This is a genomic window from Streptomyces sp. SID13726 (genome assembly GCF_010548375.1).
Lineage (GTDB): Bacteria > Actinomycetota > Actinomycetes > Streptomycetales > Streptomycetaceae > Streptomyces.
Map to the genome: position 1 here is coordinate 210835 of NZ_JAAGLY010000006.1, position 26006 is coordinate 236840.

24 protein-coding genes are annotated in these 26006 nt (G+C 72.4%); 14 read left to right on the top strand and 10 right to left on the bottom strand.

Features of this window, described 5'->3' with window-relative positions; all coding sequences use genetic code 11:
* Positions 1–45: 45 nt before the first annotated feature.
* Complete coding sequence (locus tag G3I78_RS18070) at positions 46–819, bottom strand: MHYT domain-containing protein (protein WP_164425675.1); 774 nt, start codon at positions 817–819, stop codon at positions 46–48.
* A gap of 152 nt (positions 820–971) precedes the next feature.
* Here G3I78_RS18070 and G3I78_RS18075 point away from each other — a divergent pair, with 152 nt between their 5' ends.
* A complete protein-coding gene (locus G3I78_RS18075) occupies positions 972–1571 on the top strand; it encodes a class I SAM-dependent methyltransferase (RefSeq protein WP_164425677.1) in 600 nt (199 codons plus the stop codon).
* A 6-nt stretch (positions 1572–1577) separates the two neighbouring features.
* Here G3I78_RS18075 and G3I78_RS18080 read toward each other — a convergent pair whose 3' ends face one another.
* A complete protein-coding gene (locus tag G3I78_RS18080) occupies positions 1578–2333 on the bottom strand; it encodes an alpha/beta hydrolase (protein ID WP_164425679.1) in 756 nt (251 codons plus the stop codon).
* A 106-nt stretch (positions 2334–2439) separates the two neighbouring features.
* Between G3I78_RS18080 and G3I78_RS18085 the strand changes: the two genes are divergently transcribed.
* Positions 2440–2964 carry a PadR family transcriptional regulator gene (locus G3I78_RS18085; protein ID WP_164425681.1) on the top strand — a complete coding sequence of 175 codons (525 nt, stop codon included), beginning with the start codon at positions 2440–2442 and terminating at the stop codon, positions 2962–2964.
* 49 nt (positions 2965–3013) lie between these two features.
* On the opposite strand, the gene G3I78_RS18090 is transcribed toward G3I78_RS18085, so the two are convergent.
* The gene (locus tag G3I78_RS18090) at positions 3014–4075 is read right to left on the bottom strand and encodes an oxygenase MpaB family protein (RefSeq protein WP_164425683.1); all 1062 of its coding nucleotides are present in this window, start codon (positions 4073–4075) and stop codon (positions 3014–3016) included.
* Between the two features lie 93 nt (positions 4076–4168).
* Between G3I78_RS18090 and G3I78_RS18095 the strand changes: the two genes are divergently transcribed.
* A complete protein-coding gene (locus G3I78_RS18095) occupies positions 4169–4816 on the top strand; it encodes a TetR/AcrR family transcriptional regulator (protein ID WP_164425685.1) in 648 nt (215 codons plus the stop codon).
* Between the two features lie 40 nt (positions 4817–4856).
* Here the strand turns inward: G3I78_RS18095 and G3I78_RS18100 are convergent, their stop codons facing one another.
* The gene (locus G3I78_RS18100; RefSeq protein WP_343243805.1) at positions 4857–6209 is read right to left on the bottom strand and encodes an FAD-dependent monooxygenase; all 1353 of its coding nucleotides are present in this window, start codon (positions 6207–6209) and stop codon (positions 4857–4859) included.
* A gap of 314 nt (positions 6210–6523) precedes the next feature.
* On the opposite strand from G3I78_RS18100, the gene G3I78_RS18105 reads away from it, so the two are divergent.
* Together G3I78_RS18105 and G3I78_RS18110 are read left to right on the top strand one after the other, a co-directional pair.
* Positions 6524–6820, top strand: a complete 297-nt coding sequence (locus G3I78_RS18105) for a hypothetical protein (protein ID WP_164425687.1) — start codon at positions 6524–6526, stop codon at positions 6818–6820.
* 135 nt (positions 6821–6955) lie between these two features.
* Positions 6956–7945 carry a hypothetical protein gene (locus G3I78_RS18110; RefSeq protein WP_164425689.1) on the top strand — a complete coding sequence of 330 codons (990 nt, stop codon included), beginning with the start codon at positions 6956–6958 and terminating at the stop codon, positions 7943–7945.
* A gap of 53 nt (positions 7946–7998) precedes the next feature.
* On the opposite strand, the gene G3I78_RS18115 is transcribed toward G3I78_RS18110, so the two are convergent.
* Both G3I78_RS18115 and G3I78_RS18120 read right to left on the bottom strand, forming a co-directional pair.
* Positions 7999–8181: a hypothetical protein gene (locus G3I78_RS18115; protein WP_164425691.1), complete on the bottom strand. Its 183-nt coding sequence runs from the start codon at positions 8179–8181 to the stop codon at positions 7999–8001.
* Positions 8182–8338: 157 nt separating this feature from the next.
* Complete coding sequence (locus G3I78_RS18120) at positions 8339–9397, bottom strand: acyl-CoA desaturase (protein ID WP_164425693.1); 1059 nt, start codon at positions 9395–9397, stop codon at positions 8339–8341.
* A gap of 298 nt (positions 9398–9695) precedes the next feature.
* On the opposite strand from G3I78_RS18120, the gene G3I78_RS18125 reads away from it, so the two are divergent.
* Both G3I78_RS18125 and G3I78_RS18130 read left to right on the top strand, forming a co-directional pair.
* The gene (locus G3I78_RS18125; RefSeq protein ID WP_343243795.1) at positions 9696–12503 is read left to right on the top strand and encodes a DEAD/DEAH box helicase; all 2808 of its coding nucleotides are present in this window, start codon (positions 9696–9698) and stop codon (positions 12501–12503) included.
* On the top strand, positions 12500–13783 hold the full coding sequence (locus G3I78_RS18130) for an SWF or SNF family helicase (RefSeq protein ID WP_164425695.1): 1284 nt from the start codon (positions 12500–12502) through the stop codon (positions 13781–13783). The genes G3I78_RS18125 and G3I78_RS18130 overlap by 4 nt, the downstream gene beginning before the upstream one ends.
* Here the strand turns inward: G3I78_RS18130 and G3I78_RS18135 are convergent.
* Positions 13763–14926, bottom strand: a complete 1164-nt coding sequence (locus tag G3I78_RS18135) for a cytochrome P450 (protein WP_164425697.1) — start codon at positions 14924–14926, stop codon at positions 13763–13765. The two genes, G3I78_RS18130 and G3I78_RS18135, sit on opposite strands and share 21 nt — an antisense overlap.
* A 15-nt stretch (positions 14927–14941) precedes the next feature.
* On the bottom strand, positions 14942–15787 hold the full coding sequence (locus G3I78_RS18140; protein ID WP_164425699.1) for a patatin-like phospholipase family protein: 846 nt from the start codon (positions 15785–15787) through the stop codon (positions 14942–14944).
* 103 nt (positions 15788–15890) lie between these two features.
* Here G3I78_RS18140 and G3I78_RS18145 point away from each other — a divergent pair, with 103 nt between their 5' ends.
* Positions 15891–16568: a TetR/AcrR family transcriptional regulator gene (locus G3I78_RS18145; protein WP_164425701.1), complete on the top strand. Its 678-nt coding sequence runs from the start codon at positions 15891–15893 to the stop codon at positions 16566–16568.
* Positions 16569–16704: 136 nt separating this feature from the next.
* The gene (locus tag G3I78_RS18150) at positions 16705–18045 is read left to right on the top strand and encodes an esterase-like activity of phytase family protein (RefSeq protein WP_164425703.1); all 1341 of its coding nucleotides are present in this window, start codon (positions 16705–16707) and stop codon (positions 18043–18045) included.
* Positions 18046–18098: 53 nt separating this feature from the next.
* On the opposite strand, the gene G3I78_RS52015 is transcribed toward G3I78_RS18150, so the two are convergent.
* Positions 18099–18575 carry a hypothetical protein gene (locus G3I78_RS52015; protein WP_239157893.1) on the bottom strand — a complete coding sequence of 159 codons (477 nt, stop codon included), beginning with the start codon at positions 18573–18575 and terminating at the stop codon, positions 18099–18101.
* A 181-nt stretch (positions 18576–18756) separates the two neighbouring features.
* On the bottom strand, positions 18757–19923 hold the full coding sequence (xylA, locus tag G3I78_RS18160; protein WP_164425705.1) for a xylose isomerase: 1167 nt from the start codon (positions 19921–19923) through the stop codon (positions 18757–18759).
* A gap of 146 nt (positions 19924–20069) precedes the next feature.
* Between xylA and xylB the strand changes: the two genes are divergently transcribed.
* The 5 genes from xylB to G3I78_RS18185 all read left to right on the top strand — a co-directional run bounded on the left by xylB (position 20070) and on the right by G3I78_RS18185 (position 25996).
* The gene (gene xylB, locus G3I78_RS18165) at positions 20070–21515 is read left to right on the top strand and encodes a xylulokinase (RefSeq protein ID WP_164425707.1); all 1446 of its coding nucleotides are present in this window, start codon (positions 20070–20072) and stop codon (positions 21513–21515) included.
* A gap of 7 nt (positions 21516–21522) precedes the next feature.
* The gene (locus tag G3I78_RS18170) at positions 21523–22731 is read left to right on the top strand and encodes an ROK family transcriptional regulator (RefSeq protein WP_164425710.1); all 1209 of its coding nucleotides are present in this window, start codon (positions 21523–21525) and stop codon (positions 22729–22731) included.
* Positions 22732–22887: 156 nt separating this feature from the next.
* Positions 22888–24357 (top strand): APC family permease, encoded by a 1470-nt coding sequence (locus G3I78_RS18175; RefSeq protein WP_164425712.1) that lies wholly within the window; start codon positions 22888–22890, stop codon positions 24355–24357.
* On the top strand, positions 24354–25367 hold the full coding sequence (locus G3I78_RS18180; RefSeq protein ID WP_164425714.1) for an acetamidase/formamidase family protein: 1014 nt from the start codon (positions 24354–24356) through the stop codon (positions 25365–25367). The genes G3I78_RS18175 and G3I78_RS18180 overlap by 4 nt, the downstream gene beginning before the upstream one ends.
* 29 nt (positions 25368–25396) lie before the next feature.
* A complete protein-coding gene (locus tag G3I78_RS18185) occupies positions 25397–25996 on the top strand; it encodes an N-acetylmuramoyl-L-alanine amidase (protein WP_164425716.1) in 600 nt (199 codons plus the stop codon).
* Positions 25997–26006: the final 10 nt, after the last annotated feature.

The following is a 26006-nucleotide window of genomic DNA, read 5'->3' on the forward strand; positions in this document are numbered from 1 at the left end:
GAGTGGGTCGGGGCTGTCGTCGGGCCGTCCGGCGCTCGGGCGCCGCTAGGAGGTGACGCTCTCGACGCCCCGCTGGGCGGAGGCGGACGCCTCGCGCTCTCGGGTCGTGGGCGACAGCGCGACGAAGGCCGAGGTCAGGAACAGATAGGAGCCGAGGCCGACGGCGAGCGGGAAGATGAACTGCATGGCCGTGGCCCCGGGCAGGACGTCGCCGGAGGGCGTGACCCGCACGCTCACCGCGAACATCCCGGTGTAGTGCATGCTGCTGACCGCGGCGCCCATGATGAGCGACGCGATGGTGACGGCGACGGGCGACTTGATGTTGAGCGCCGCCCACAGGGCCGCCGTGGCCGCGACGACGGCGATGAGGACGGAGAGCCCGACGAGCAGCGGGTCGTAGTCGATGCCGCCGTGCAGTCGTACGGCGGCCATGCCCAGGTAGTGCATGCTCGCCACGCCCAGTCCTGTGGTGAGTCCGCCGACGAAGAGCGCGCGGCCGCGGTCACGGCCGTAGCCGACGGCGAAGACTCCGGCGCAGACGACGACCATGGCGACGACGAGGCTCACGATGGTGAGCGGGACGTCGTAGCGGATGTCGGTGCCGCTGACGCTGAAGCCGAGCATGGCCACGAAGTGCATGGTCCAGATGCCGGTGCCGATGGCGGAGGCGGCGGTGACGAGCCAGTTGCGGCGGGACCGTCCGGTGGCGCCGAGCGCGCGGACGGTGCAGCGCAGGCCGAGCGCCGCGCCGATACAGGCCATGACGTATGACAGCGCGGGGGTGAGCCAGCCCAGGGCTGCGTGGTCCAGGTGTCCCATGGCCAAGGGACGCTAGTCGGGGCAGGGGCGCACAAAGAGGGCGCATTTCGAAAGGTGTTGCAATATGACGCAAGGAGATGCCTGAACGATCGCGTCATGCTCGAACGTGCGCGCCGGTGCCTCACCCGTGTCGGTGAGGGATCATGCGGAACATGAGCGACGACCACACGCGTGTTCAGGAGTTCTTCACGGCCCGTGCCGCCGGCTGGGACGGCAAGTTCCCTGACGACGGCCCGGCCTACGCCGCCGCGGTCGCGGAACTGGGGCTGCGGGAGGGCGACCGGGTGCTCGACGCGGGCTGCGGCACCGGGCGGGCCCTGCCGCCGCTGCGTGCGGCCGTGGGGCCCTCCGGAGTGGTCCTGGGAGCCGATCTGACCCCGGCCATGCTTCAGGCCGCCGTACGGGCCGGCAGGGACCGGGACGGGCGGTTGCTGCTCGCCGACGTGGCCGCGATGCCGTTGCGGTCGGGTTCGCTCGACGCCGTCTTCGGTGCGGGCCTGATCTCCCATCTGCCCCGACCGGCCGAGAACCTGCGCGAGTTGGCGCGTGTGGTGCGGCCCGGCGGTGTGCTGGCCCTGTTCCATCCGATCGGCCGGGCCGCGCTCGCCGCGCGCCAGGGGCGGCGGATCACCCCGGAGGACCTGCGCGCGGAACCCAACCTCCGTCCCCTGCTGGACGGTTCGGGCTGGCGCATGACGTCGTACGTCGACGAGGACGCCCGGTTCCTGGCGCTGGCCGTCCGCGAGGGCTGACCGGCCTCACGCCGTCCCGGCGACCGCCGCCACGAAGGCGTCGGGGTTGTCGAACATGACGTTGTGCCCGGCCCCCGGCACGGTCACCACACGCACGCCCGCCGCCTCCAGCCCGTCCCGCCCCGCCAGTTCGCCGCTGAGTGCGCCCTGGAGGTACACGCGCTCCATGGACAGCGCTTCGAGGATCGCGCGCATCACGGGGTCCGATCCGCGGCGCAGTCCGGCCGCGCTGCGGTGCAGGGCGCGCGGGTCGGCCAGCCGCATCGTCGCCGCCCACAGGGGCCCGACCTTTTCGAGCACGCGCGCGTGGGCGCCCGCCACGAAGTCGTCCTCGTCGTACGCATCGATCCAGCCGCTGCCGGACTCCGACGGGGGCGAGGCGTCGAGGTTGGCCTCTGTGAGGACCAGCCGGGCGACCAGTTCGGGCCTCCGGTGCGCGAGCACGATCGCGACCGACCCGCCCATGCTGTGCCCGATCACCTCGACGCCGGCCAGACCCGCGGCGTCCAGCACGACGGCCAGGGCGTCCGCGTGATCCTCCAGCGTGTACCCGAAGCGCTCCGGGCGGTCACTGACACCGTGCCCCGGCAGATCGACGAACAGACTGCGCCGGCCCGCCAGTTCGGGCCGGGCGGCGATGTGCGCGTGATAGACGGCGGAGACCGCGCCCAGTCCGTGCACGTACACGCGTGCCGGTTCCTCACCGGCCGTCTCGGTCCACCGGACACAGCTTCCCGCACCGTCGAACTCGGCCTGCCTCATGGTGCCCTCCCTCGTCGTCACTCCAGACAATACATCGTTGCCGATGTATCACTTAATGGAAGTATTCCAATGCCGATGTACAGCGCCCATGGGGCAGAATGCGGGCATGCTGGAGCTCGCCATCCTCGGATTCCTCTATGACGCCCCGCTGCACGGCTACGAGCTGCGCAAGCGCCTCACCGCGCTGGCCGGGCACGTGCGCCCGGTCGCGGAGAGCACCCTGTATCCGGCGATCAAGCGGCTGGAGAAGGCGGGTTGGCTGGCCAGGGCGACGGAACCCGGTGCGGTGGCCGCCCCTCGCCATGTCCTGACGCTCACCGAGGAGGGCAGGCAGGAGCTGCGGGACCGGCTGGCCGAGCCGGCCGCACGCGACATCAGCGACGAGAACCGGTGGTTCACGGTGCTCGCCTTCCTGCGGCACCTGGACGACACCGGCGCCCAGGCGGCCGTACTACGACGCCGGCTCGCCTTCCTGGAGCAGCCCGCGAGCTTCTTCTACGACGGCGACCGGCCGCTGAGCGCCGAGGAGTTGGACGATCCCTTCCGGCGCGGCGTGCTGACGATCGCGCGGGCCACCTCGCGTGCCGAACTCGCCTGGCTGCGGGAGACGCTCGCGTCGCTGGACGGCTGACAGGGCTCGACCTCCGCGCCCGCCCGGGCCGATCACCCGCGGTCGCCGGTCAGGAGAGCGGTCCCAGGACCTCCTGGGACTCGACGAGCCCCTCGTCGCTGGGCGCCTCGCGGTCGCCGAACACGCGAGTGGCCTGACGGGCGCGGAACTCGAGGTGGGCCTCGACGGGCTTGGCGTAGCCGTGGCGGGCGCGGGCCTCCGCGGGGGTCAGCACCTCCTCGGTGCGGGGGCGGAGGCCGAGTTTGATCGGCGCGACCACCTGGACCGTCGAGGGCGACAGCAGCCCCAACAGGTGCAGTTCGACCCTGGGGTTGACGTGGGCGAGCGCGAAGGCCGCCTTCATCACGGGCACGATGAGGACGTCGGCGGCGCGCGACTGCCTGATCCCCGCCATCTCCCGCATCCAGCGCGGCAGGGTCGCGATCGTGGCGATCCGCTGCGTCCTCGCGACGGCCAGCCGCACCGGCTTCGCCCAGCGCGGCACCGGCGGCAGGACGAGTTCGGTCCTGAGCAGGTGGTTCATGGCCTGCCGTGCGATCGGACTGGCGGCGAGCCGAGGGCGCATCTCCTCGAAGTACGCCCGGACCCCCGCACGGCTGCGGGGCACGTCGTCGGCCGAGCACGTCTGGAGTTCCGCGGCGACCGCGCACGCCTCCCAGTACTCCCGCTCCTCCCCCTCGGTGAGCTTCCCGGGGCCGTACTTCTCGTAGGCGTAGAGGATCGAGTGCCAGCCGGTGAGCTGGATCCACAGCTGCGAGGCGGGGTCGTTGGCGTCGTAGGTCCCGCTGTCGTACGGCAGCTCGCCGATCGCCTTGGAATGGACCTTGACCAGGATGTCCGCGGCCTTGCACACCTCCCGCGAGCCGGCGAAGGCGACCATCGCGAAGTACCGTAGCGTCCGGTCGTAGCGAGTGCGGGCGCGCTGGTAGACGCCCTGGGTTCCGTGCACGGCGGCCACCAGCGGCGGGTCGAGTTCCTCGACGACGACGGCGCGCTGGAAGCCCACCGTCGGTGCCGTCGGGTAGCCCCAGACCTTCCACACCACCGAGCCCGGCCCGAAGAAGCCGTAGTCCTCGTGCGGCCGGACCTCGCCGCGCCTCAGCCTCGCCATGGGGCCGCTCCCTGTGCGTGCGCGGCGTGGGCCGCCCAGTCGATTACGACACTGCTGTCGTAAATTAAGACACGCGTGTCTTAAACTGCCAAGGTGTCAGCGTCCACATCTTCGCCGGACAGTCCGCGCAGGCGGCGCCCCTACGCCCCGCGCGTCCCCCTCGCGGAGCGCCGGGAGCAGCTTCTCGACGCGGCCCTCGCCGTGATCGTGGACGAGGGCTACGACCGGGTGTCCATCGATGCCATCGCGAAGCGGGCGCGGGTCGCCCGGTCGGTGGTCTACGGCGCCTTCGAGAATCTCGACGCGCTGCTGACCGCCCTGCTCGACCGACAACAGGCGTACGCCTACGGCCGGTTGCTGGAGACGATTCCCGACCCCCGGGACCTGCGCGATCCTGCCGCGTTCGGCGCCGAGGCGGTGCGCCGGATGTCCGCCATGCTGCGCCGGGATCCGGACACCTGGCGGCTGATCCTGCTGACTCCTGGCAACATGCCCGCGGTCGTCCGCGACCGGATCGAGGCGGACAGGGAGCGGTTCCGGCTCAGGGTCGAGTCCTGGATCTCCCTCCTCCCGGCCGCCCCGAGCGGCCCGCGGCTCGACGCGCAGGTGCTCGCCCACGCCCTGGTCGCCTGCGCGGAACACTTCGGCCGCGTCGCGCTCACCGAGCCGGACAAGTTCGACATCGAACGCCTGACGGGCCAGGTGCACCTGCTCATCGGAGTCGTCCGGCCGACGAGTTGAGACGGTCACTGTCGTCGCACGACCGCGCCCACCCCGGGCCTCACGCCTCCGGTCGCTCCTGTGTCGCGGGCGGCTCGGCGGGGGACTGCGCGGGCGGGCCGAAGAGGACCGCGCGGGCCACGGCCGGCGCGAACAGGGCGCTGACGGGCTCGGAGAGGGTCAGTACGGCACGGAAGGCGCGCCCGACGACGGGGTCGCCCGGAGCCCGCTCCTGGACGCGGCTCATGTACCAGTCGGCGACTCGATCGGCGGGGCCGCCGTTGACCGCGGTACCCGTCGCGCCCGGCATCTTGCGGTCCGCTCCGGCGGAGATGTCCCAGGCCTGGCGGGACGACGCGAGGACGGCCTGCTGCACGCGCCGTGTCGTGGGCGTGCGGCGCCGGTCGGCCAGCGCGTCACGCAGCGCTACGGCGTTCATGGCGGCGACGGCCATGCCCTGCCCGTAGATCGGGTTGAAGGTGCACAGGGCGTCGCCGGTGGCGAGGAAGCCGGCCGGATGGCCGGGCAGGTCGTAACGGCGCCGGGCGTTGGCCGTACGCCGGTAGCCGAACGCCGGGGTCAGCGGTTCGGCCTCGTCCAGCCACTCGTGCAGGGGCGGATGCGGCAGCCTCTTGGTGTACGTCACGAACTCGTCGTCGCCGGTGGGCGGTTCGTCGCCGCGCAGCCCCGAGACGATCACCAGGTGGGTGCCGTCCTCCAGCGGCAACGCGCCACCGGCGTGGACCTGCTCGGGATCGGGGTAGGCGTAGTAGCCGCGGGTCTCGCCGTCGAGGACGCCGTTCGCGCCCCGGTAGACGCGGGAGGCGTAGGCGAGTCCGGTGTCGATGGTCTCCTCCCGCGGGCCCTCGGCACCGATGGCCGCGAGCCACCGGGGAGCCTTGGTGCCGCTGCCGGAGGCGTCGACCACCAGATCGGCCTCCAGCGACCGGGGTTCCGCGCGGGTGTCGCCGGAGCGGTCCCGCAGCAGTACGCCCCGCACGCGCGAGGCGTCACCGAGGAGCCCGACGACATCGGTCCCCTGCACCACGCTGATCACCGGGTCGGCGAGGACTCGGCGCCGCACCAGTCCTTCGAGCTGGGCGCGCGAACCGGTGTAGATGTGCGTCGTCGCGGGCAGTCGGCGGAACCAGCGGCCGGTCTGCCACAGCACCATGTCCGACGGCATGCCCAGCCGGGGCGCCCCCGCCTCCGCCAGCTCCGCCAGGAAGCCCGGCAGCAACGACTCCACCGCGACCTGCCCGCCCTGGAGCAGCACGTGCGGGTGCCTGCCCTGGGGTACTCCGGGCCGCGGCTCGGCACCGTCCGGCAACCGGTCGCGCTCGACGACGGTGACCCGGTCGGCGTACCCGGCCAGGACGTGCGCCGCGAAGAGCCCCGCGAGGCTCCCGCCCACGACCACGGCGTGCCGCCCGCCCCGAACGCCGTCCACGCCCGAACCGCTCGTCTCTCCGGCAGAGTTCACCGATGCACTCCCCTGGTCGCGATGTCGTGAGAAGCCTCAAGTATCGCGTCCGGCAAGGAGGGTTGACCGCTTTTCGGCCGGTCCGTTCCCGTCGGCGGCAGGCGTACGGACGCACGGCACCGGCGCGGTCGCGACGGCGCTTCACCGCACCGTGCCCCTTCTGCCGCCCGGGCTCCAACTCTACGTTGGGTGGCGGAGGACGCACGTTCAGCGAGACCACATCACTCAGGGGGAAGGTGGTCGGCATGTGGGGCCGGATCCGCAAGTCCAGCGCCAGAATCGTCAGTTCCCTGCGCCACGAGGAGCGCACCGGGCGGGAGACCCGCACGCACAATCTGTTCGAGGCCGCCGCCGCGTACGTCTCGGCCTGCGCGGAGGACGACCAGGATCGCATCGAGGAGACCTCGGGCTGGGTCTCGCCGGAGGCGCTGTCGTTCGGCGTCAACGAACTGGCCTGCCGGGCCGTCATCGCCCTCGCGCGGGAGCGCGACGAGTCGCCGCGTACGGTGGCACGTGCGCTCCTCGGACTGCCGGCGGCCTGAGCCGGCGGCGAAGGATGGTCGATTCGCCCCGTCCAGCCGGAAAACTGCAGCTCCGGGTGTACTTGGGAGTCGTGACAAGCGCCTTCCTCGCACACTAAGGTGCGCGCCGTTGGATTAACCGATGGGGAGGCTGGGATGGCCGGGACGGACGAGGACGCCGTCGCCGCCGAGGACGACGCGCTCTATGTGCTGACGGCGGTGCTGTTGACGCCGGCGAAGTTCCCGAGCGTGCTGGGCGACGACTATCCGGAGGCCTGCGCGTCGCTCGGGCTCGCACCGCTGGCGGACGGCTACGGCCTGGTGATCGGCCAGGACGGCGGAGGCGCCCGCTGGACCGTCGTCATCGACGACGTCTCGCTGGTGGCCGTCGCCATCGCGTCCTGGGACTGCGGCATGGAGTACGACCTCTCGCCCGACGAGCGCACCGTCGTGGCCGCCCTGCCGGGCTGGCCGCTGGCGATCGCCGTCGCCGCGCCCGGGGTGCCCGAGCCGCACGACCCGGAGCCCGACGCCGGCGGCGGCCCCGCGCTGGCGCCGCCGGACACCTCCACGTGGGGTTCGGCCCAGCGGCGTCTGGGCGCCGACGAGATCGCGCTCCAGTGGGCGTTGTGGCGGGAGCAGATCGACGACTCGGCCTTCCCGAGCCCCCTGGGCGCGTTGAACGGCGACCACAGCGCCGCGGACGGCACGACGACGGATTCCGCCGGCGCCGGCTCCGACGACGCCACCTCGGTCGCCACAGATCCGGACACCGCCCGCTCCGACACAGCCGACTCCGGTGGCTCCGACGCCGCTGACGGCGAGGCCGTCGGCGACAAGGTCTCGGCGAACGGCGGCGGCACCGAGCCGCGCAAGGGGCACAGCGGCATCCGGCGCGTCCTCGCGGAGGCCCGCGGCTATGTCGAGACACCGCCGCCTCTCGGGCGCGTCCGGTCGTCGTTCGCCTCGGGTGACGCGCGGACGCTGCGCGCCGACGGTCCCGGCTGGTCGCTGGTGGCCAGGACCGACGACATCGCGTTCGTGCTGCTCGACGACGAGCCCGGGGAGGTCCTGCCGGTGGGCCGGGGTCCGGAGCTGCCGGGGCTTCTGGCGGCGCTCGACAGGATGGCCGTACGCCCCAGCTGAGCCGTCGATCCGTACCGGCCGGTCCTTCCGCGCTCCCGGCCGGTGCGGGTGTGTCAGCGGCCGAGCTCCTTGCGGGTGACGCGGCGCAGCCTGCGCCGCTGGGAGGGGTCCAGCGTGAGGTACGCGGCGACCGGGACTCCCACGACGATCAGGAATGCGGCCCACCAGGGCAGCCAGATCAGCAGGAGCAGTCCGACCGCCACACCCCCTGCGGCGATCTTCGCGTTCTTCGACATGTGCGTCGCCTCCTTCGCGGCGGTTGCCGCTCTCTGTCCAGAAAAACGGGTCCGCCCCGTCGGCAGTTCCGATCCTCGACCCTGAGACATCCCTGAGACCACGCCCTGAGACGTCCCGGATGCGCGTCCGCCGCACGACGGCCCGGACGCGCGCCTCCTAGCGGTCCGTCCGCAGCGGCTCGCCCACCTCGTACATGTGGCCCAGCGCCTGGCGATAGGAGTCGACGAGTCCGGTCTCCGTGTAGGTGATACCCAGCTCACGGCAGTGGGCGCGCACCAGCGGCTGGGCGAGGCGCAGATGAGGCCGGGGCATGCTGGGGAAGAGGTGGTGCTCGATCTGGTAGTTGAGGCCGCCGAGGAACCAGTCGGTGACTGTGCCGCCCCGGATGTTGCGGGAGGTGAGCACCTGGCGGCGCAGATGACCCCAGGGCTCGCCGTTCGGGTCAGGCATCTCCATGCCCTTGTGGTTGGGGGCGAAGGCCATCCCGAGGTGGAGGCCGAACAGCGCCTGGTGGATCGCCGCGAAGGCGAGCGCCTTGCCGGGGGACATGGTGGTCAGCAGCAGCGTGGCGTAGGCGGCGACATGGCTCACCAGGAGGGCGCCCTCCACCGCGCGCTCCCTGGGTGCCTGCCGGCGCAGGTCGCGGAAGCCCTGGATCTTCAGGGCGACGCCTTCGAGGAGGGTGAGCGGGAAGAAGAGCCAGGCTTGGTGGCGGGTGAGCCAGCGCCTGAAACCCGTGCGCACCTCGGCCTGTTCGCCCGTGAAGACGAGGACGTCCGCGGCGACGTCGGGGTCCTTGTCGATGTGGTTGGGGTTGGCGTGGTGGCGGTTGTGCTTGTGGTTCCACCACGAGTAGCTCATCCCGAGGAGCAGGTTGCCGTGGACGAGGCCGATGGCGCGGCCGGCCGTCTTGTCGCCGGTGATCTGGGCGTGGCCGGCGTCGTGGCCTATGAAGGCGGTGCGGGCGGAGAACACCGCGAGGAGCGGGGCCAGCAGCAGGGTCAGCCAGGAGTCGCCGGACAGGACGACGGCCGTGACGAGACCGGCGAGGGCGAGTGCGTTGACGGCGATGGCCCGGGCGTACCAGCCGCCGCGGCGCTCCAGGAGGCCCTGGCCCTTCACCGCGCGCAACAGGGGCGCGAACTCGCTCCCGCCGGGCGGGGAGCCGGACGTACCGCGCGGCTGGGGTACGACGGTTGCGGTGCTCTGCGGCATGTCCGACTCCGGCTCTCTCAGGAAAGGTGCTGACCTGAGGAAACGTACGAACCGATGACCTGTCGCGACCATGTGGCGACCCCCCGTGTACGTACGGGGGTCAGCACCGGGGGCACAGGGGGGTTGCCAACACCCCCTGCGTGAATATGGCCCGGGTCACCCGCTCAAGCCCCGAGGAGTGATGTACCCTCGACCACTCCCGCCCAAGTAGTCAAGTTTGAGGAGTTCTGCGATCTCTGTCCAGAGACTTCCCGCGGCAACCCCGTCCGAGATCTCCGAACTGGCCTCGTGCTGCGCCGTGTTCGTGCCCGGCGACCCCGCCCGCACGGGAAGCGTGGCCTTCTGGCGGCCCGACGGCTCGCTTCCTCCCCAGGTCACCGAAGGGGTGGCCGAGGAGCTGACCCTCGTGGTGCCGGGCGGCGGCGGTGTGGAGCCGGTGACCCGGTCCGCGGTGCTGCTGCCGGTCCGCGCGGCCCTGCCGGTCCTCACGCGTGCGCGTGTCGCCCCGCACGCGCACCGGGCCAGTGCTTTCTGGGGTGCCGCAGCCGTCCTGGCCCTCCAGTGCGTGGCACGCGGGCTGCTGCTGCCCGGCCTGTCCCCCGCCGACCACGACGCCTGGCGCATGGGCCCCCTGGGCACGGCGGACGTCGAGCGCATCCGCGAGCTCGCCGCGGCGATGCCGCCCGAGGCACACGCCGTACCCCTGGACGCCGCCCTACTCGCGGACGCCGCTGTCCCCCTGAAGACCGCCGAACCGCTCCGGCTGCCCGAGCCCGAACAGCTGCTGCGTGCCTTCCTGGACGCGGTCGCGGACGCCCTGCCCCGCTCCCCCGCGGCCCCTCTCGTGACGGGCGGTTCCGCCTACGCCGTACCAGAACCGCAGCATCTGCCGGAACAGCGCGCCTGGGCCGCCGATGTCGCCGCGGGCCATGACGCGGGCGTGCGCGTGTCCTTGCGGATCGAGGTGCGCGGCCTGACCACCGGGGAGACGCCCGCCTTCCGGGCCGTTCTCCAGGTGCACGGCGTGCACGATCCGACGATCGTCGCGGACGCCGCCGAGGTCTGGGCGGGGTCCACCGTCCTCGGCCCACGCGCGCGTATGGACGCTCTCCTCGCGCTCCGCCGGGCGGCACGCGCGTGGCCGTCGCTCACACCGCTGCTGTCGGCCTCGGTGCCGGACGCCGTGGAGCTGGCCGACGCGGATGTCACCGACCTGCTGGGCGAGGGCGCCCGGAATCTCGCCGCCGTCGGGGTCGAGGTGCACTGGCCGAGGGAGTTGGCCAGAAATCTCACCACGCGCGCGACGGTCGGCCCTCCTGACGACCGCGACCGGGTCTCCTCGGACACGCCGTCGTTCCTGTCCGCCGACGCACTGCTCGCGTTCGACTGGTCGTTCGCGCTGGGCGACCAGCAGCTCACCCGCGAGGAGCTGGACCACCTCGCCGAGGCCAGCCGTCCCGTCGTGCGGCTGCGCGACCAGTGGGTGCTGGTCGACCCGCACGAGGTGCGCCGGGCCCACGCCCGCCAGGACCGCAAGGTGACGCCGGTCGACGCGCTGAGCGCCGCTCTGACGGGCTCCGCGGAGGTCGACGGCCACCGCGTCGAGGTCCGGCCCACCGGATGGCTGGCGGCCCTGCGGGACCGGCTCACGGACCCGGAGGCCCAGGAGCCCGTCCCCCAACCCGCGGCGCTCGCCGCCACCCTGCGGGACTATCAGCGCCGTGGCCTGAACTGGCTGGCCCGGATGACGTCGCTCGGGCTCGGCTGCTGTCTGGCCGACGACATGGGACTCGGCAAGACGATCACCCTCATCGCGCTGCATCTGCACCGGCAGTCCGACAGCGCGTCCGCCGGTCCGACGCTCGTGGTGTGTCCGACGTCCCTGATGGGCAATTGGCAGCGCGAGATCGAGAGGTTCGCGCCGGGCACGCCGGTGCGCCGTTTCCACGGTCCGCGGCGTGACCTCGACGGCCTGGCCGACGGGGAGTTCGTGCTGACCACCTACGGCACGATGCGCCTGGACGCGCCCCGGCTGGCCGAAGCGGCGTGGGGCATGGTCGTGGCGGACGAGGCCCAGCACGTGAAGAACCCGTACTCGGCGACCGCCCGGGAGCTGCGCTCGATCGGCGCACGCGCACGCGTGGCGCTCACCGGCACCCCGGTGGAGAACAACCTGTCGGAGCTGTGGGCGATCCTCGACTGGACCACTCCGGGACTGCTGGGCCGTCTCGGGACCTTCCGCACCCGGTACGCGCAGGCCGTCGAGAGCCGCCAGGACCCGGCAGCAGCGGAGCGTCTCGCCCGGCTCGTGGGCCCCTTCCTGCTCCGGCGCCGCAAGTCGGATCCGGGCATCGCCCCGGAGCTGCCCCCGAAGACCGAGACCGACCGTGCGGTGTCGCTCATGCCGGAACAGGCCGGTCTGTACGAGGCCGTGGTGCGCGAGACGCTCGCGGAGATCGCCGGCGCGGACAGCATGGTGCGGCGCGGACTGATCGTGAAGCTACTGACGGGCCTGAAGCAGATCTGCAACCACCCGGCGCAGTACCTCAAGGAGGACGAGCCGAGGATCACCGGGCGTTCCGGGAAGCTGGAGCTGCTCGACGAACTCCTCGACACGATCCTCGCCGAAGGGGCGAGCGTCCTGGTGTTCACGCAATACGTGCGCATGGCCCGGCTCCTCGAACGCCATCTGGCGGCGCGTGGCCAGCCGTCGCAGTTCCTGCACGGCGGGACTCCGGTCGCCGAGCGCGAGGCGATGGTGCGGCGGTTCCAGGAGGGCGAAGTGCCGGTGTTCCTGCTGTCGTTGAAGGCGGCGGGAACCGGCCTGAACCTCACCAGGGCCGAGCACGTCGTGCACTACGACCGCTGGTGGAACCCGGCTGTCGAGGCGCAGGCCACCGATCGCGCCTACCGCATCGGCCAGACGCGTCCCGTGCAGGTGCACCGGCTGATCGCCGAGGGCACCATCGAGGACCGTATCGCCGACATGCTGGACCGCAAGCGGGAGTTGGCCGACGCGGTGCTCGGCTCCGGTGAGGCGGCGCTGACCGAGCTGACGGACGCGCAGCTGGCCGATCTGGTCGAACTCCGAGGGGGCGCACGATGACGGGACACGACACCGACAGGGAGCGTACGTTCGCGGCGCTGCCGCCCGCGCATGGGCGGGGTTTCGCGGAGACGTGGTGGGGCCGGGCCTGGCTCAGGGCGCTGGAGGACGCGGCACTGGACACCAGCCAGGTGAAGACGGGGCGCAGGCTGGCACGCGCGGGTGCGGTGGGCGCGGTGTCGGTGCGACCGGGGCGCATCACGGCCGTCGTGCAGGACCGCGACCGCACCCCGCACCGGGCCGACGTCCTACTGGCCGAGCTGTCGGGCGAACAGTGGGACAGCTTCCTCGACATGGCCGTCGAGCGGGCCGGTCACGTCGCCGCGCTGCTGGACCGCGAGATGCCTCCGCACCTGGTGGAGGACGCGGCGAGCGCCGGCATCGACCTGCTGCCGGGCCTGGGCGATCTGGAACCGGAGTGCGACTGCGACGCCTGGGACCACTGCGGTCATACGGCCGCGCTGTGCTACCAGGTGGCCCGTCTGCTGGACCAGGACCCGTTCGTACTGCTCCTGATGCGTGGCCGCGGCGAGCAGGCCCTTCTGGACGACCTACAGGCACGCAGCGCCGCGCCAGTGGAGGAGGCAGCGGGCACGGAGGGGGTGGACGCGGCCGAGGCATTCGCCACCGGCGACATCCTGCCGCCCCTGCCGGCGCCTCCGGAGCTGCCCGAGACGCCAGGCCTGCCGCCCTCGCTGGACACCGAGACCCCGCCGGAACCGGGCGTCGACCCGGTCGCCGTACGCCACTTGGCCGCGCGTACCGCCGTAGAGGCACACCGCCTGCTCTCGGAGGCGCTACGGCAGCACTCCCCCATCGAGTCCATCGAGCCAATCGAGCCCATCGAGGAACTGACGGTCGCTCAGGACGCCGTCCGCCTCGCCGTGGCCGCGCCCGACGAAGGCGTCGCCGAACGGCTCGCCGCCGGGTCCGGGCGTGACGTGGAGTCGCTGGCGCGCGCCACGCGCGCGTGGGACCTCGGAGGCGTGGCCGCGCTGTCCGTCCTTGAGGACGAGTGGGCCCCTTCGGGCGAGACGCTCGCACGCGCGCGTGCCGCCCTGGAGTCGGCCTGGGACGAGGACGAACGGCCGTCGCTGCGGGCGGCCGGCAATCGGTGGACGGTGATCGGCTCACCGGCACAGATACGTCTGGGCCAGGACGGGCGCTGGTGGCCGTTCCGCAAGGAGCGGGACGCCTGGGCGCCCGCGGGCCCGGCCGCCCTGGACCCGGCGACGGCACTGGCCTCGACGGAGGCCGTCTCAGCCGAACCGCAACGGTAGTTCGGCCAAGCCCCTCAGCAGCGTGCTGGTGCGCCAGGTCAGCGTGGTCGGGTCGGTCGCGAAGGCGAGCGCCGGACGGTGGCGCAGCAGCACACGCAGGGCCACGGCCGCCTCCACGCGGGCCAGCGGGGCGCCGAGGCAGTGGTGGAGGCCGTGGCCGAATCCCAGATGCCCGCGTGTGCGACGCCGTAGATCGAAGCGGTCGGGGTCGGGAAAGCGGAGGGGGTCGCGGGAGGCCGCGGCGAGCGAGACCTGCACGGAGTCGCCCGCCTCGATCCGGGTGCCGCCGATGTCGAGCGGCTCGGCCGCGAAGCGGAACGCCGTGGCGTGGACGGGTGAGTTGTAGCGCAGGGACTCCTCGACGGCGGCCTCGGTGAGGTCCGGTTCGGCGCGAAGCAGGGCGAGTTGGTCCGGGTGGGCGAGCAGTGCGTGGACGGTGCCCGAGATCAGGTCGACCGTCGTCTCGTGGCCCGCGACGAGGATCAGGAAGGCCATGCCGAGGAGTTCCTCGGCGGTGAGCTCGGCGACCGCCACGAGGTCGCCGAGCAGGCCGGCGGGCCATCGGCCGCGCTCCGGGGCGGTCAGCTCGGTGAGGTATTCGGTCAGTGCGGCCGCGGCGGCTGCGGCGGCCTCGGGCGAGGTGGGCATGACGAGTTCGTTGGACCAATCGTGGAACACGGCACGGTCCGCCCCGGGCACACCCAGCAGGTCGCAGATCACCTTGACGGGCAGAGGTAGGGCGTACCAGGCGACCAGGTCAGCCGTACCCCGCTCAGGCAGCGAGTCCAGGAGTTCGAGGGCCACGGTTTCGATCTTCGGACGCAGGGCGGCGACGCTCCCTGCCGTGAAGCGGGCCGCAACCAGCCCGCGCAGTCGGGTGTGCTGCGGAGGGTCGGTCTGGAGCATGTTGCGCCCGAGCGCGTGCCCGCCGTCGCTCCGCCAGGACGAGGAGTGCCGGATGTCGTTGCGCAGTCGCGGTTCGGTCAGGGCGGCCCGCGCCGCGTCGTACGACACGACGAGCCAGCTCTCGCCGCTGCCGGGGATGTGTACGCGATGCACGGGCCCCTTGGCGCGCAGCTCGGCGTAGTCCGAGTACGGGTCGTGGCCGTCGGAGGCCGACTCCGCCGAGGTGGGCGAGGTCATGGTGGGTCCTTTCCCCTACTGCTCGACACGCCAGGCCGCGTGCACGGACGCCGCGAGGGCCGTCGCCTGGGCGTGGCCCGCACGGGCGGCCGCCGGTCGGCGCGCGTCGGATGTCATGTCGCGCCCCATGGCCCGGCGGGCGGCGCGGTCCGGGGTCACGAGGGTGACGTGGGCGCCTTCGGCGGCGAGTGCGGCCGCCTGCCGCTCAGCGCCCGCATGGGGGCCTACGGCGGTGGGGACAGGGGCGATGGCCAGAACGTGCCGGTGCCCGCGCGCGAGGTGGACGTTGGCGGTGGAGCGGCTGCCTCCGTCCATCCAGCGACGCCCTGACACGGTGAGCGGAGGCCAGACCACGGGAACCGCGCAGCTCGCGCCCACCGCTTCGAGGAGGGTCACGTCGGAGTCGGCGTCGAAGGTCTCCAGCCGCCCGGAGAGAGCGTCGACGGCCGTGATCCGCAGGGCGCGTTCGGGCCAGTCCCGTACGCCGTGGAGCAAGCGGCCCACGGTGTCGTACACGGCGGACTCCGGGACCGTACGGGCCTTCAGGGCTGCCCGTCCGAGGCGCCGTACGGAACGCTCCGGGTCACGGGAGCCCAGCGCGGCCCACAGGAAGCGGAACGTCTGGGCGAGGCTCACCGTGAGGTCCACCGGGTCGGCACCGGCCAGTTGACGCTCGTACAGCTCGCGCGCGGGTTCACCGGCGAGAAGACGTGAGCCGAAGATCGCGCCGGCCGAGGTGCCGATGACGGTGTCCGCGCAGACCGGATCGACCCCGGCGTCGCCGAGACCGGCGAGCACTCCCGTCATCCAGGCACCGCCGACGAGTCCGCCCCCACCGAGGACGAGCGCCTTGCTGTCCATGTTCCGCGCCCCCTTGAGATGAAATGGGGACTACTCCCCACTTCCCCGGTCGACGATAGCATCACTACCGGGGAGCACTCCCCGGTAGTGCGAAAGGGCGGCGATGACGAACGACGCGACGGCACCGGCTCGACGGCGCGACGCGCGACGCAACCGGGAACTGCTGGTCGAGGCCGCGCATGAGGTGTTCGCCGAGCAGGGGCTGGAGGCGCCCCTGGATGTGATCGCACGCCGCGCGGGGGTGGGGAACGCCACGCTGTACCGGCACTTCCCGAGCCGCGCCGCGCTGGTCGACGCGGTCTTCCGTGACCCGCTGGCCGGGACGATGACCACGGGAGAGCGGGCGCGGGCCGCCAAGGATGCCTGGACGGGGCTTGTCGGCTATCTGGAGGCCGTGTTCGCCGTTCTGGCCACCGATCGCGGTACGAACGACCTGATGACCACGCGCCTCGAAGGCGTCGACTCCCTGCGGGCCGTACACGCCCACAACCGGGCGACCGTGGAGCTGCTGCTGCACCGCGGGCGAGAGGAAGGAAGCGTCCGCGCGGACGTCACCACGGAGGACGTGCTCTTCTCACTGGCCGCGCTCGGGCGGGCCGTCCCCGCGCTGGCCGCGGCCGTCGCACCCGAAGCCTGGCAGCGCCCTCTGGCCCTGTTCCTCGACGGCCTGCGCGCCTCACCTGCCGCCCCCCTCCCCTCCCCTGCGCTCACGCCGGATCAACTCGGCGAGGTCCTGGAAGGGTTGGGTCCGCACCGGGCGCCCCGCGGCTCCGCCGAGTGATCAAGGGGCACACGCGTGTGCCGCGATGTCGGGCCGACGCTCGGCCGACTCCGGGCATTCACCCTTCCGTCGCACGGCGTTCCGGGTGGGGTCCAAATCTGGCCGCTGTCAGCGAACTTGGTCCCCAGGAGGCCCCATGTCCCCGCACGCCAACGGCCGACGCACCGCAAGACGCACCGCCGCCGCGGGCGTACCGCTCGCCCTGGTCGCCGCCCTTGTCGCGGCGGGCCCGGCGGCCGGTGCGCCGTCCGGGGAGGCGCGTGTCGTGCGTACGGCGACGCTGGGCGACATCCCGCTGGGCGCGTTCAGCAACAGGCTGCTGCCGGGCACGGTGGACAACGACCGCGGGGTGGACCTCGGCGGCATCGGCAGCGACATCTACCCCGCGGGCCGCAAGGGCGAGTTCTGGACCGTCACCGACCGTGGCCCCAACGGCCAGATCAAGGTCGACGGCACCAAGCGCCGCACCTTCCCGGTGCCCGGCTTCGATCCGGCGATCGTGAAGATCCGCGTCTCCGGGAAGACCGTGAAGGTGCTGGACGCGATCCCGGTCACCACCTCCTCCGGCAAGCCCGTCACGGGTCTGTCCAACCAGGCGGGGCGCGACGAGGCGCCGTACGGCTACAACGCGCTCACCCCGCTGTCGTACAACCCGAACGGCCTGGACACCGAGGGCATCGTGCGCGCGGCGGACGGGAGTTTCTGGCTCGTCGACGAGTACGGCCCGAGCCTGGTCCACGTCTCCGCGCGCGGGAAGGTCCTCACCCGCTATGTGCCCAAGGGGCTGAACCTCACCGGCGCCGGCTACCCGGTGGTGGAGGCGCTGCCCTCCGTCCTGCTGCACCGGAAGATCAACCGCGGCTTCGAGGGGCTCGCCCAACTGCCGGGCGGCGACCTGGTGCTGGCGGTGCAGAGCCCGCTGTCGCTGCCGGACACGGCCGCCGGCGAGGCCTCCCGCACCACCCGGCTGCTGCGCTTCTCGCCTAAGAAGAAGGCGGTCACGGCCGAGTACGCGTACCGCTTCGACCCGGTGAACGTGGTGGACCCGAGCGAGGACGACACCTCCGAGCTCAAGATCTCCTCTGTGGTCGCGGTCGGCGGTGACCGGCTGCTGGTCGAGGAGCGCACCGACAAGGCCGCGCGGCTTCAGGTCGTGCGCCTGGACCGGTGCTCGAACATCGTCGGCAGCGCCTGGGACAAGGACTCCACGTCCCCGTCCCTGGAACAGCTCGCCGACCCGGCGGCCTCGGGCGTGCCGGTGCTCGCCAAGAAGCTGGTCGTCGACCTGGGCAAGGTCGCCGGGGTGCCGGGGAAGATCGAGGGCGTCGCGCGCGTGGACCGCGACACGCTCGCCCTGATCAACGACAACGACTTCGGGATGACGGACGGGTCCGGCGCGTTCGACGCCGACGGGCGGCTGGTCGACAGCGGGGTGGAGACGACGGTGACGTACGTCAGGCTGCCGCGCGGGCTGTAGGAAGCCGCGTCCGCCGACCAGGGACAGCGACCCAGCCGATCAGGAACGGCAGCTCAGCCGATCAGGGACGGAAGCAGCGACTCCAGGCCGCTCGGGAACTCGCTCGGGAACTCGCTGGGGAGCTCGGTCGGGAACTGCGACGGGAGCTCGCTGGGCAACTCGCTGGGGAGCCGCGAGGGCAGGCTGAACGATGGCCTGGGCGAACTGCTCGTGCTGGTCTCGGGGGCAGGGTTCTTGTCCGGCGAGTCGTCGTTCCCCGAGGCCATGAAGACCACGACGAGGACGACGGCCACGGCCGCCGCGATCAGGGCGAGCACGGCGAACAGCGGGCTCCGGCGCCTTCTCGGACCACCCGGGCCGGGGGCGCCGACCGGACTCATCGACTGGGTCGGCGGCAGACCGCCGTACGGGTGCGGGCCGTTGTGCCCGAAGTTGTCGGGGGGCGGTCCGAAACCGCCGCCCGGGGGCGGACTGTCACCCGGAGGTCCCGGCGGTCCGGGCGGCTTGGGCGGTACCGGCGGCATGGCCATACCGTCCAGAGTCGCCTCGAACCGGTCATGGGGCGACCCCCGCGCGGGAGTTGATACGGCCTCATGCCGTGGATCGCATGATTCCGGAACATTCCGCGCGGGGGTCGCGGTCACATCGGCACGCGCGTGTGCCGTCGGTGGAGGCCACTCACAACCGGCGGCACACGCGCGTGGGTCTTGTTCAGCCGCGGGCACCCAGCAGGTGGTCCATGGCGAGCTGGTCGAGCTGCTCGAAGGCCATGCCGCGCGCGGCGGCCGCCTCCACGTCGAAGTCCTCGAAGGCGCCGCGGTCCGCGAGCAGCGCCTTGAGGCCGTCCGCCGCCGTCCGCTGCGCCAGCTCGTCCAGACGCGCGGCACGCAGCGCCTCCTGGACCTGCGGGTCGGCGCGGAAGGCGGCGGCACGCTCCTTGAGGATCAGGTAGTTGCGCATGCAGCCCGCGGCCGACGCCCAGACGCCGTCGAGGTCCTCGGTACGCGGCGGCTTGAAGTCGAAGTGCTTGGGACCGGCGTAACCGGCGCTCTCCAGGAGGTCGACGAGCCAGAAGGCGGCCCGCAGGTCACCGGCGCCGAAGCGCAGGTCCTGGTCGTACTTGATGCCGGACTGGCCGTTGAGGTCGATGTGGAAGAGCTTGCCCGCCCACAGGGCCTGCGCGATGCCGTGCGGGAAGTTCAGCCCGGCCATCTGCTCGTGGCCGACCTCGGGGTTCACGCCGTACAGCTCGGGGCGCTCCAGGCGCTCGATGAACGCGAGCGCGTGGCCGACGGTGGGCAGGAGGATGTCGCCGCGCGGCTCGTTCGGCTTGGGCTCGATGGCGAACTTGAGGTCGTAGCCCTGCTCGGTCACGTACTCGCCGAGGAGGTCGAACGCCTCCTTCATGCGGTCCAGCGCGTCGCGCACGTCCTTGGCGCCGCCGGACTCGGCGCCCTCACGGCCGCCCCAGGCGACGTAGGTCTCGGCGCCGAGCTCGACCGCCAGGTCGATGTTGCGGATGGTCTTGCGCAGCGCGTAACGGCGCACGTCACGGTCGTTGGCGGTGAAGGCGCCGTCCTTGAAGACCGGGTGGGTGAAGAGGTTGGTGGTCGCCATCGGCACCTTCATGCCGGTCGCGTCCAGGGCCTCACGGAAGCGCTTGATGTGACCCTCGCGCTCGCTGTCCGAGGACCCGAAGGGGATCAGGTCGTCGTCGTGGAAGGTCACGCCGTGGGCGCCGAGCTCGGCCAGGCGCTGCACCGTCTCGACCGGGTCGAGGGCACGGCGGGTGGCGTCGCCGAACGGGTCCCTTCCCTGCCAGCCGACGGTCCACAGGCCGAAGGTGAACCTGTCCTCGGGGGTGGGCTGGTAGTTCATGACGCGGCTCCTCGCTGCTCCGGACTATTTCGTCATGGCGGTTTACAAATTAGTATGCGCACACGTCTCTGGGAAGAGACAAGGTGTCTTCGCAGGGAGACACGAGCCGTATCGAGGCCATGAGCCGCACACACAGGGAGAGCCCGATGTCAGCAGCCGAGGGTCCGCTCGTCGTCGGCGTGGACACGTCCACCCAGTCCACCAAGGCGCTGGTGGTCGACGCGGCCACCGGCCAGGTCGTCGCGAGCGGCCAGGCACCGCACACCGTCTCCTCCGGGGCGGGCCGTGAAAGCGATCCGCGCCAGTGGTGGGACGCGCTGTCCGAGGCGCTGCGCCAGTGCGGGGACGCGGCCCGCGAGGCCGCTGCGGTGTCCATCGGGGGCCAGCAGCACGGCCTCGTCACCCTGGACGAGCGGGGCGAGCCGGTACGCCCGGCCATGCTCTGGAACGACGTGCGCTCGGCCCCTCAGGCCCAGCGGCTGATCGAGGAGCTGGGCGGCCCGAAGGCGTGGGCGGAGCGCACCGGCAGCGTGCCGGGCGCCTCCTTCACGGTCACGAAGTGGGCCTGGCTCGCCGAGCACGAGCCGGAGGCCCTGCGCGCCACCAAGGCCGTCCGCCTGCCCCACGACTACCTCACCGAGCGCCTCACCGGCGAGGGCACCACCGACCGCGGCGACGCCTCCGGCACCGGCTGGTGGGCGTCGGCGACCGAGTCGTACGACAGCGAGATCCTCGCTCATGTGGGGCTCGACCCCGCGCTCCTGCCCCGCGTGGTCCGGCCCGGTGAGGTCGCCGGCACCGTCCGCGACGGCCACGACCTGCCGTTCTCCAAGGGCACCCTGGTGGCGCCCGGCACCGGTGACAACGCGGCGGCCGCGCTGGGCCTCGGGCTGCGTCCCGGGACGGCGGTGATGAGCCTGGGCACCTCGGGCACGGTGTACGCCGTGTCGAAGCGGCGCCCCACCGACCCGACCGGCACCGTGGCGGGCTTCGCCGACGCCCACGGCGACTGGCTGCCGCTGGCCTGCACCCTGAACTGCACGCTTGCCGTGGACCGGGTCGCGGCCCTGCTGAACCTGGACCGCGAGGCCGTCGAGGCGGTCTCCGGACTCACCCTGCTGCCCTACCTGGACGGCGAGCGCACGCCGAACCTGCCGAACGCCTCGGGCCTGCTGCACGGACTGCGCCACGACACCACCGGCGGCCAGCTCCTCCAGGCCGCCTACGACGGTGCCGTACAGGCGCTGCTCGGCGCCCTGGACCTCGTGCTCGACGAGGACGCGGACCGTTCGACGCCGCTGCTGCTGATCGGCGGCGGCGCGCGGGGCACGGCCTGGCAGCAGACCGTACGACGGCTCTCGGGGCGTCCCGTCCAGGTGCCCGAGGCCAAGGAGCTGGTCGCGCTCGGTGCCGCCGCCCAGGCCGCCGGACTGCTGACCGGCGAGGACCCGGGCGCGGTCGCCCGGCGCTGGAACACGGCCGCGGGGCCGGTGCTGGAGGCCGTGGAGCGGGACGACGAGACGCTGGCCAGGATCGCCGGGGTACTCTCCGACGCGGCGCCGCTGCTGGAGCGGGGAACCTCTGGGGAGTGAGGGAGGCATGACCGCACCGCTGCACGACGCCCACCCGGCGGGCCCGGGGCGCGGCCTGCCCGACACCCAGCAGGGCATGCGCCGCCGCAACCTGGCCCGCGTGATGCACACCGTGAGCGCCGAGGGGCCGCTCTCGCGTGCCGCCGTCGCCTCGCGCATCGGGCTGACCCGGGCCGCGGTCTCGACCCTCGTCGACGAGCTCATACGCTCGGGGCTCATCGAGGAACTGGGCCCCGAGCGCCCCGGCCGGGTCGGCAGACCGGGTTCCGCGCTCGCCGTCAGCGGGCGGGGCCCGGCCGGGATAGGCGCCGAGGTCGGCGTCGACCACCTCGCGGTCTGCGCAGTCGATCTGCGCGGGCAGGTGCGGGCGCGGGTGGTGCGGTACGGAGCGAACCGGGGCCGCTCCCCCGAGCCGGTGATCGCCGAACTCACCGCCCTGGTACGCCGGGTGGTCGCCGAGGCGGAGGGCGAGGGCCTGTGGCCCGCGGGGCTCGCGGTGGCCGTACCCGGGCTAGTGGCGCGTGACGCCCGGACCGTGGTCCGCGCCCCGAACCTCGACTGGCAGGACACCGACCTGGGCACCCTGCTGCCCGAGGACTATCCGCTGACCGTGGGCAACGAGGCCAACTTCGGCGCGCTGGCCGAACTCTGGCTCGGCGACGGCACCCCGCACGACTTCCTGCACGTCTCGGCGGAGATCGGCATCGGCGCGGCGCTCGTCGTGGACGGGCAGCTGCTGCGCGGCACCCGCGGTTTCGCGGGCGAGCTGGGCCATGTGCCGGTCCGCCCCGACGGACCCCGCTGCGCGTGCGGCGGGCGCGGCTGTCTGGAGCAGTACGCCGGTGAGGAGGCGGTGCTGCGGGCGGCAGGACTGGCGCCGGGCGAGGACCGGGTCGGACTGCTCGCGCAGCATGCGGCGGACGGCGACGAGGACGTACGAGGCGCCCTGCGCGAGGCGGGTGAGGCACTCGGCATCGCGCTGACCGGAGCCGTGAATCTCCTGGACCCGGAGGGCGTGGTGCTCGGGGGCGCGCTGGCCGGACTCGCGCCCTGGCTGCTGCCGTCGCTGCGGGACGAACTGGCCCGGCGCACGGCCGGTCCAGCCTGTCCGGTGTCCGTGTCCCGGCTGGGCTCGGAGGGACCGCTGCTGGGGGCCGCGCACTCGGTGGTGCGGGCGGTGCTGGACGACCCTTCGGTTGTGGGCGAACGGGCCTGAGAGTCCGTCAACCCACCCGATCGGGTGGCCGAGTTATCCACAGTCCCAAGGTTGTCCACCGAAACACCAAGCACTCTTCTGCCCGGCCGACGGGCGCCGTACCGTGATTCACGCGAGGCCACAGCTGCCTCGAACTGAGGGAATCGGGGGGTGCACATGTCGGGGGAAACGGCTGCGGAGTTGCGGCGCGACGCCATCGGGCTGCGCGAGGTCCTGTTCCAGAGCGTCACGGCCATGGCCCCGGCGGCGGCCGTCGCCGCGTCCATTCCCTCGGGTGCCGCCTTCGCGGGCGGAAGCCTTCCGCTGTCGGTGCTGATCGCGCTGGTGGCCTGTCTGTTCACCGCGTCCTCGGTCGCCGAGCTGGCACGGCATCTGCCCGCCGCGGGCTCGGTCGCCACCTATGCGGCGCAGGGACTGCATCCGGCGGTGGGCTTCCTCGTCGGCTGGGGCTATGTGTTCGTGGAGGCCCTGGTCCCACCTCTGCTCCTCCTCCAGCTCGGCTTCACCACGGCCGGCACGCTGCACCAGGAGTGGTCCTCGTACCCGGCGGACCTGTGGTGGCCGTGGTCACTCGCGGGCGCCGCGATCATCGCGGCCGCCGGATATCTGGGGGTGCGCGCCTCGGCCCGCTTCGGCACGGTCCTCGGCGTCTTCGAGGTGCTGGTCTTCCTGGTGTTCGCGATCTGGCTGATCGGCAAGGCTGGCGGCGACAACACCCTGTCGGTCTTCGGCACTTCGCACACCGCCGAGGGGTACGCGGGCCTCAGCGGGGTCTTCGCGGGCTCGGTGTACACCGTGCTGGCCTTCGCCGGATTCGAGGCCGCCGCCCCGCTCGCCGAGGAGACCAGGGACCCGGGCCGCACGATGCACCGCGCGGTGCTGGGCGCGGCCCTCGCGATCGGCCTGTTCTACGTCCTCACGACCTACGCGATGACGGTGTACTACGGCCCGGACCGCTTCAGCGGGTTCGGGGCCTCGGGTGCCGCGTCCTGGGACGGGGTGGCGAGGGCGTCCTTCGGGGCGTTCTGGGTGCTGGTGTTCCTGGCGGTGGTCAACTCGACGATCGCCAACGCCAACGCGTGCGCCACCGTCTCGACACGGACCGCGTTCGCGCTGGCCCGCATCCGCGTCCTGCCCCGCGTCCTCGCGACCCTGCATCCCAAGTACCGCTCCCCCCTGGCCGGTATCGCCGTGCAGACCGTCGTGGCGGTCGGCGCGGTGCTGGGCCTGGGCTTCGGGTACGACCCCGTGACGGCCTTCCTGCTGCTGGCCACCGTGATCGTGACGGTCGTGATCGGCGTCTACATCGTGGTGAACCTCGCCTGTGCCGGCTACTTCCTGCGCCGTCGGCGGGAGGCGCTGCGTCCGCTGCGGCACCTGCTGCTGCCCCTGCTCGGCATCGTCGCGTTCGTACCGGCCCTGCTGACCGCGGCCGGCCTGCCCGTCTTCGACTTCGTCACCGAGCTGACCGCGCCCGTCTCGTACGCCGGGCCGATCGTCGGGGTGTGGATGGCGGCGGGTGCCGTGGTGCTGGTCGTGCTGCTGCGACGGCACCCGGAACGCATAGCCGAGACCGCCCGCGTCCACCTCGACGAACCCTCCCCGAACGGAGCCGTACAGCGATGAGAGACCCCCGGATCCTGACCGTGCGGCCCGAACCCGGCGAGTACGCGTGGACGTTCGGCGGCGCACCACCCGTGGCCCGCATCGCGCCCGGCACCGTGCTCGACCTGTACACCGAGGACTGCTTCGCAGGGCGGGTGCGCTCCGAGAAGGACCTGGTGTCCGAGGTCTGCGAGTTCCCCTTCCTCAACCCGCAGACCGGTCCCTTCCACATCGAGGGCGCGGAGCCGGGCGACACGGTCGCCGTGCACTTCGTGTCGATCGAACCGGCCCGGGACTGGGCGGCCTCCACCACCGTCCCGCTCTTCGGGGCGCTCACCTCGACGCACACCACGGCCACGCTCCAGCCGCCGCTGCCGGAGACCGTGTGGATCTGGCAGCTCGACCGGGCGCGGCGCACGGCGCTGTTCCGGGCGCACGACAGCGACATCGAGATCGAGCTGCCCATGGACCCGATGCACGGCACCGTCGGCGTGGCCCCCGCCAATCTGGAGGTCCGCTCGGCGCTGGTCCCCGACGCACACGGCGGGAACATGGACACCCCGGAGATGCGGGCGGGCGTCACCTGCTACCTCGGGGTCAACGTGGAGGGCGCCCTGCTGAGTCTCGGGGACGGACATGCCCGGCAGGGCGAGGGCGAGACCTGTGGGGTCGCGGTCGAGTGCGCCATGAACACGGTGGTGATCGTCGAGCTGCTGAAGGGGCTCGCCACACCGTGGCCGCGCATCGAGTCGGACACGCACATCGTCTCGACGGGTTCGGCGCGCCCGCTGGAGGACGCGTTCCGGATATCGCAGCTCGACATCGTGCAGTGGCTGGTGCGCGACTACGGGTTCAGTGAACTGGACGCGTACCAGTTCGCCACCCAGGCCGTGGAGTCGCCGTTGGCCAACGTGTGCGACACCAACTACACCTGCGTGGCGAAGATCCGCAAGGAGTGGCTGCCCGCGCGCGAGACTCACCGCGGGGTGCACGACCGGCTCCGTGAGACCGCGGCGGCCCTGCGGGGCTGAACACCGCCGACCCGAAAGGCACTTGATCCTTGGAACGCGCAAGGCCTCTGCTCGACAGACGACGGCTGCTGAAGGGGGCCGTCCTGGCCGCCGTACCGTACGCGCTGCTTCCCGAGACGCGGGCCGGGGCGCAGCCCCAGCCCGTGGACCAGCCGTACGCCGAGTGGCAGCCGGCCACCCGGTCCAACTACACGGCGGCGGACCGGCCCTCGTCCCACCGGGTGGACCGGGTGATCATCCACGTCACACAGACCGACTACACCGGCACCCTGGCCATCTTCCGGAACCCTGCGAAGAAGGTGTCCGCGCACTATGTCGTGCGGTCGGCCGACGGGCACATCGCGCAGTGCGTCCGGGAGGCAGACATCGCCTGGCACGCCGGGAACTGGAGCTACAACACCCACAGCATCGGCATCGAGCACGAGGGATGGGTGGACAAGCCCGCTTACTTCACCGACGCCCTGTACGAGGAGTCCGCGCGGCTCACGGCGGACATCTGCGGGAGATACGGCATCCCCAGGGACCGCGCGCACATCATCGGGCACTACGAGGTGCCGGGTACGGACCACACCGACCCGGGGCCGAACTGGGACTGGGAGCGCTACATGAGGATGGTCGAACTCGCGTGAGGTGCTTGTC

What these genes read in the sequence shown, in the direction of transcription:
- G3I78_RS18070 (WP_164425675.1), bottom strand. Translation starts at nt 819, where the DNA reads ATGGGACACCTGGACCACGCAGCCCTGGGCTGGCTCACCCCCGCGCTG.
- G3I78_RS18075 (WP_164425677.1), top strand. Translation starts at nt 972, where the DNA reads ATGAGCGACGACCACACGCGTGTTCAGGAGTTCTTCACGGCCCGTGCC.
- G3I78_RS18080 (WP_164425679.1), bottom strand. Translation starts at nt 2,333, where the DNA reads ATGAGGCAGGCCGAGTTCGACGGTGCGGGAAGCTGTGTCCGGTGGACC.
- G3I78_RS18085 (WP_164425681.1), top strand. Translation starts at nt 2,440, where the DNA reads ATGCTGGAGCTCGCCATCCTCGGATTCCTCTATGACGCCCCGCTGCAC.
- G3I78_RS18090 (WP_164425683.1), bottom strand. Translation starts at nt 4,075, where the DNA reads ATGGCGAGGCTGAGGCGCGGCGAGGTCCGGCCGCACGAGGACTACGGC.
- G3I78_RS18105 (WP_164425687.1), top strand. Translation starts at nt 6,524, where the DNA reads ATGTGGGGCCGGATCCGCAAGTCCAGCGCCAGAATCGTCAGTTCCCTG.
- G3I78_RS18110 (WP_164425689.1), top strand. Translation starts at nt 6,956, where the DNA reads ATGGCCGGGACGGACGAGGACGCCGTCGCCGCCGAGGACGACGCGCTC.
- G3I78_RS18115 (WP_164425691.1), bottom strand. Translation starts at nt 8,181, where the DNA reads ATGTCGAAGAACGCGAAGATCGCCGCAGGGGGTGTGGCGGTCGGACTG.
- G3I78_RS18120 (WP_164425693.1), bottom strand. Translation starts at nt 9,397, where the DNA reads ATGCCGCAGAGCACCGCAACCGTCGTACCCCAGCCGCGCGGTACGTCC.
- G3I78_RS18130 (WP_164425695.1), top strand. Translation starts at nt 12,500, where the DNA reads ATGACGGGACACGACACCGACAGGGAGCGTACGTTCGCGGCGCTGCCG.
- G3I78_RS18135 (WP_164425697.1), bottom strand. Translation starts at nt 14,926, where the DNA reads ATGACCTCGCCCACCTCGGCGGAGTCGGCCTCCGACGGCCACGACCCG.
- G3I78_RS18140 (WP_164425699.1), bottom strand. Translation starts at nt 15,787, where the DNA reads ATGGACAGCAAGGCGCTCGTCCTCGGTGGGGGCGGACTCGTCGGCGGT.
- G3I78_RS18145 (WP_164425701.1), top strand. Translation starts at nt 15,891, where the DNA reads ATGACGAACGACGCGACGGCACCGGCTCGACGGCGCGACGCGCGACGC.
- G3I78_RS18150 (WP_164425703.1), top strand. Translation starts at nt 16,705, where the DNA reads ATGTCCCCGCACGCCAACGGCCGACGCACCGCAAGACGCACCGCCGCC.
- G3I78_RS52015 (WP_239157893.1), bottom strand. Translation starts at nt 18,575, where the DNA reads ATGGCCATGCCGCCGGTACCGCCCAAGCCGCCCGGACCGCCGGGACCT.
- xylA (WP_164425705.1), bottom strand. Translation starts at nt 19,923, where the DNA reads ATGAACTACCAGCCCACCCCCGAGGACAGGTTCACCTTCGGCCTGTGG.
- xylB (WP_164425707.1), top strand. Translation starts at nt 20,070, where the DNA reads ATGTCAGCAGCCGAGGGTCCGCTCGTCGTCGGCGTGGACACGTCCACC.
- G3I78_RS18170 (WP_164425710.1), top strand. Translation starts at nt 21,523, where the DNA reads ATGACCGCACCGCTGCACGACGCCCACCCGGCGGGCCCGGGGCGCGGC.
- G3I78_RS18175 (WP_164425712.1), top strand. Translation starts at nt 22,888, where the DNA reads ATGTCGGGGGAAACGGCTGCGGAGTTGCGGCGCGACGCCATCGGGCTG.
- G3I78_RS18180 (WP_164425714.1), top strand. Translation starts at nt 24,354, where the DNA reads ATGAGAGACCCCCGGATCCTGACCGTGCGGCCCGAACCCGGCGAGTAC.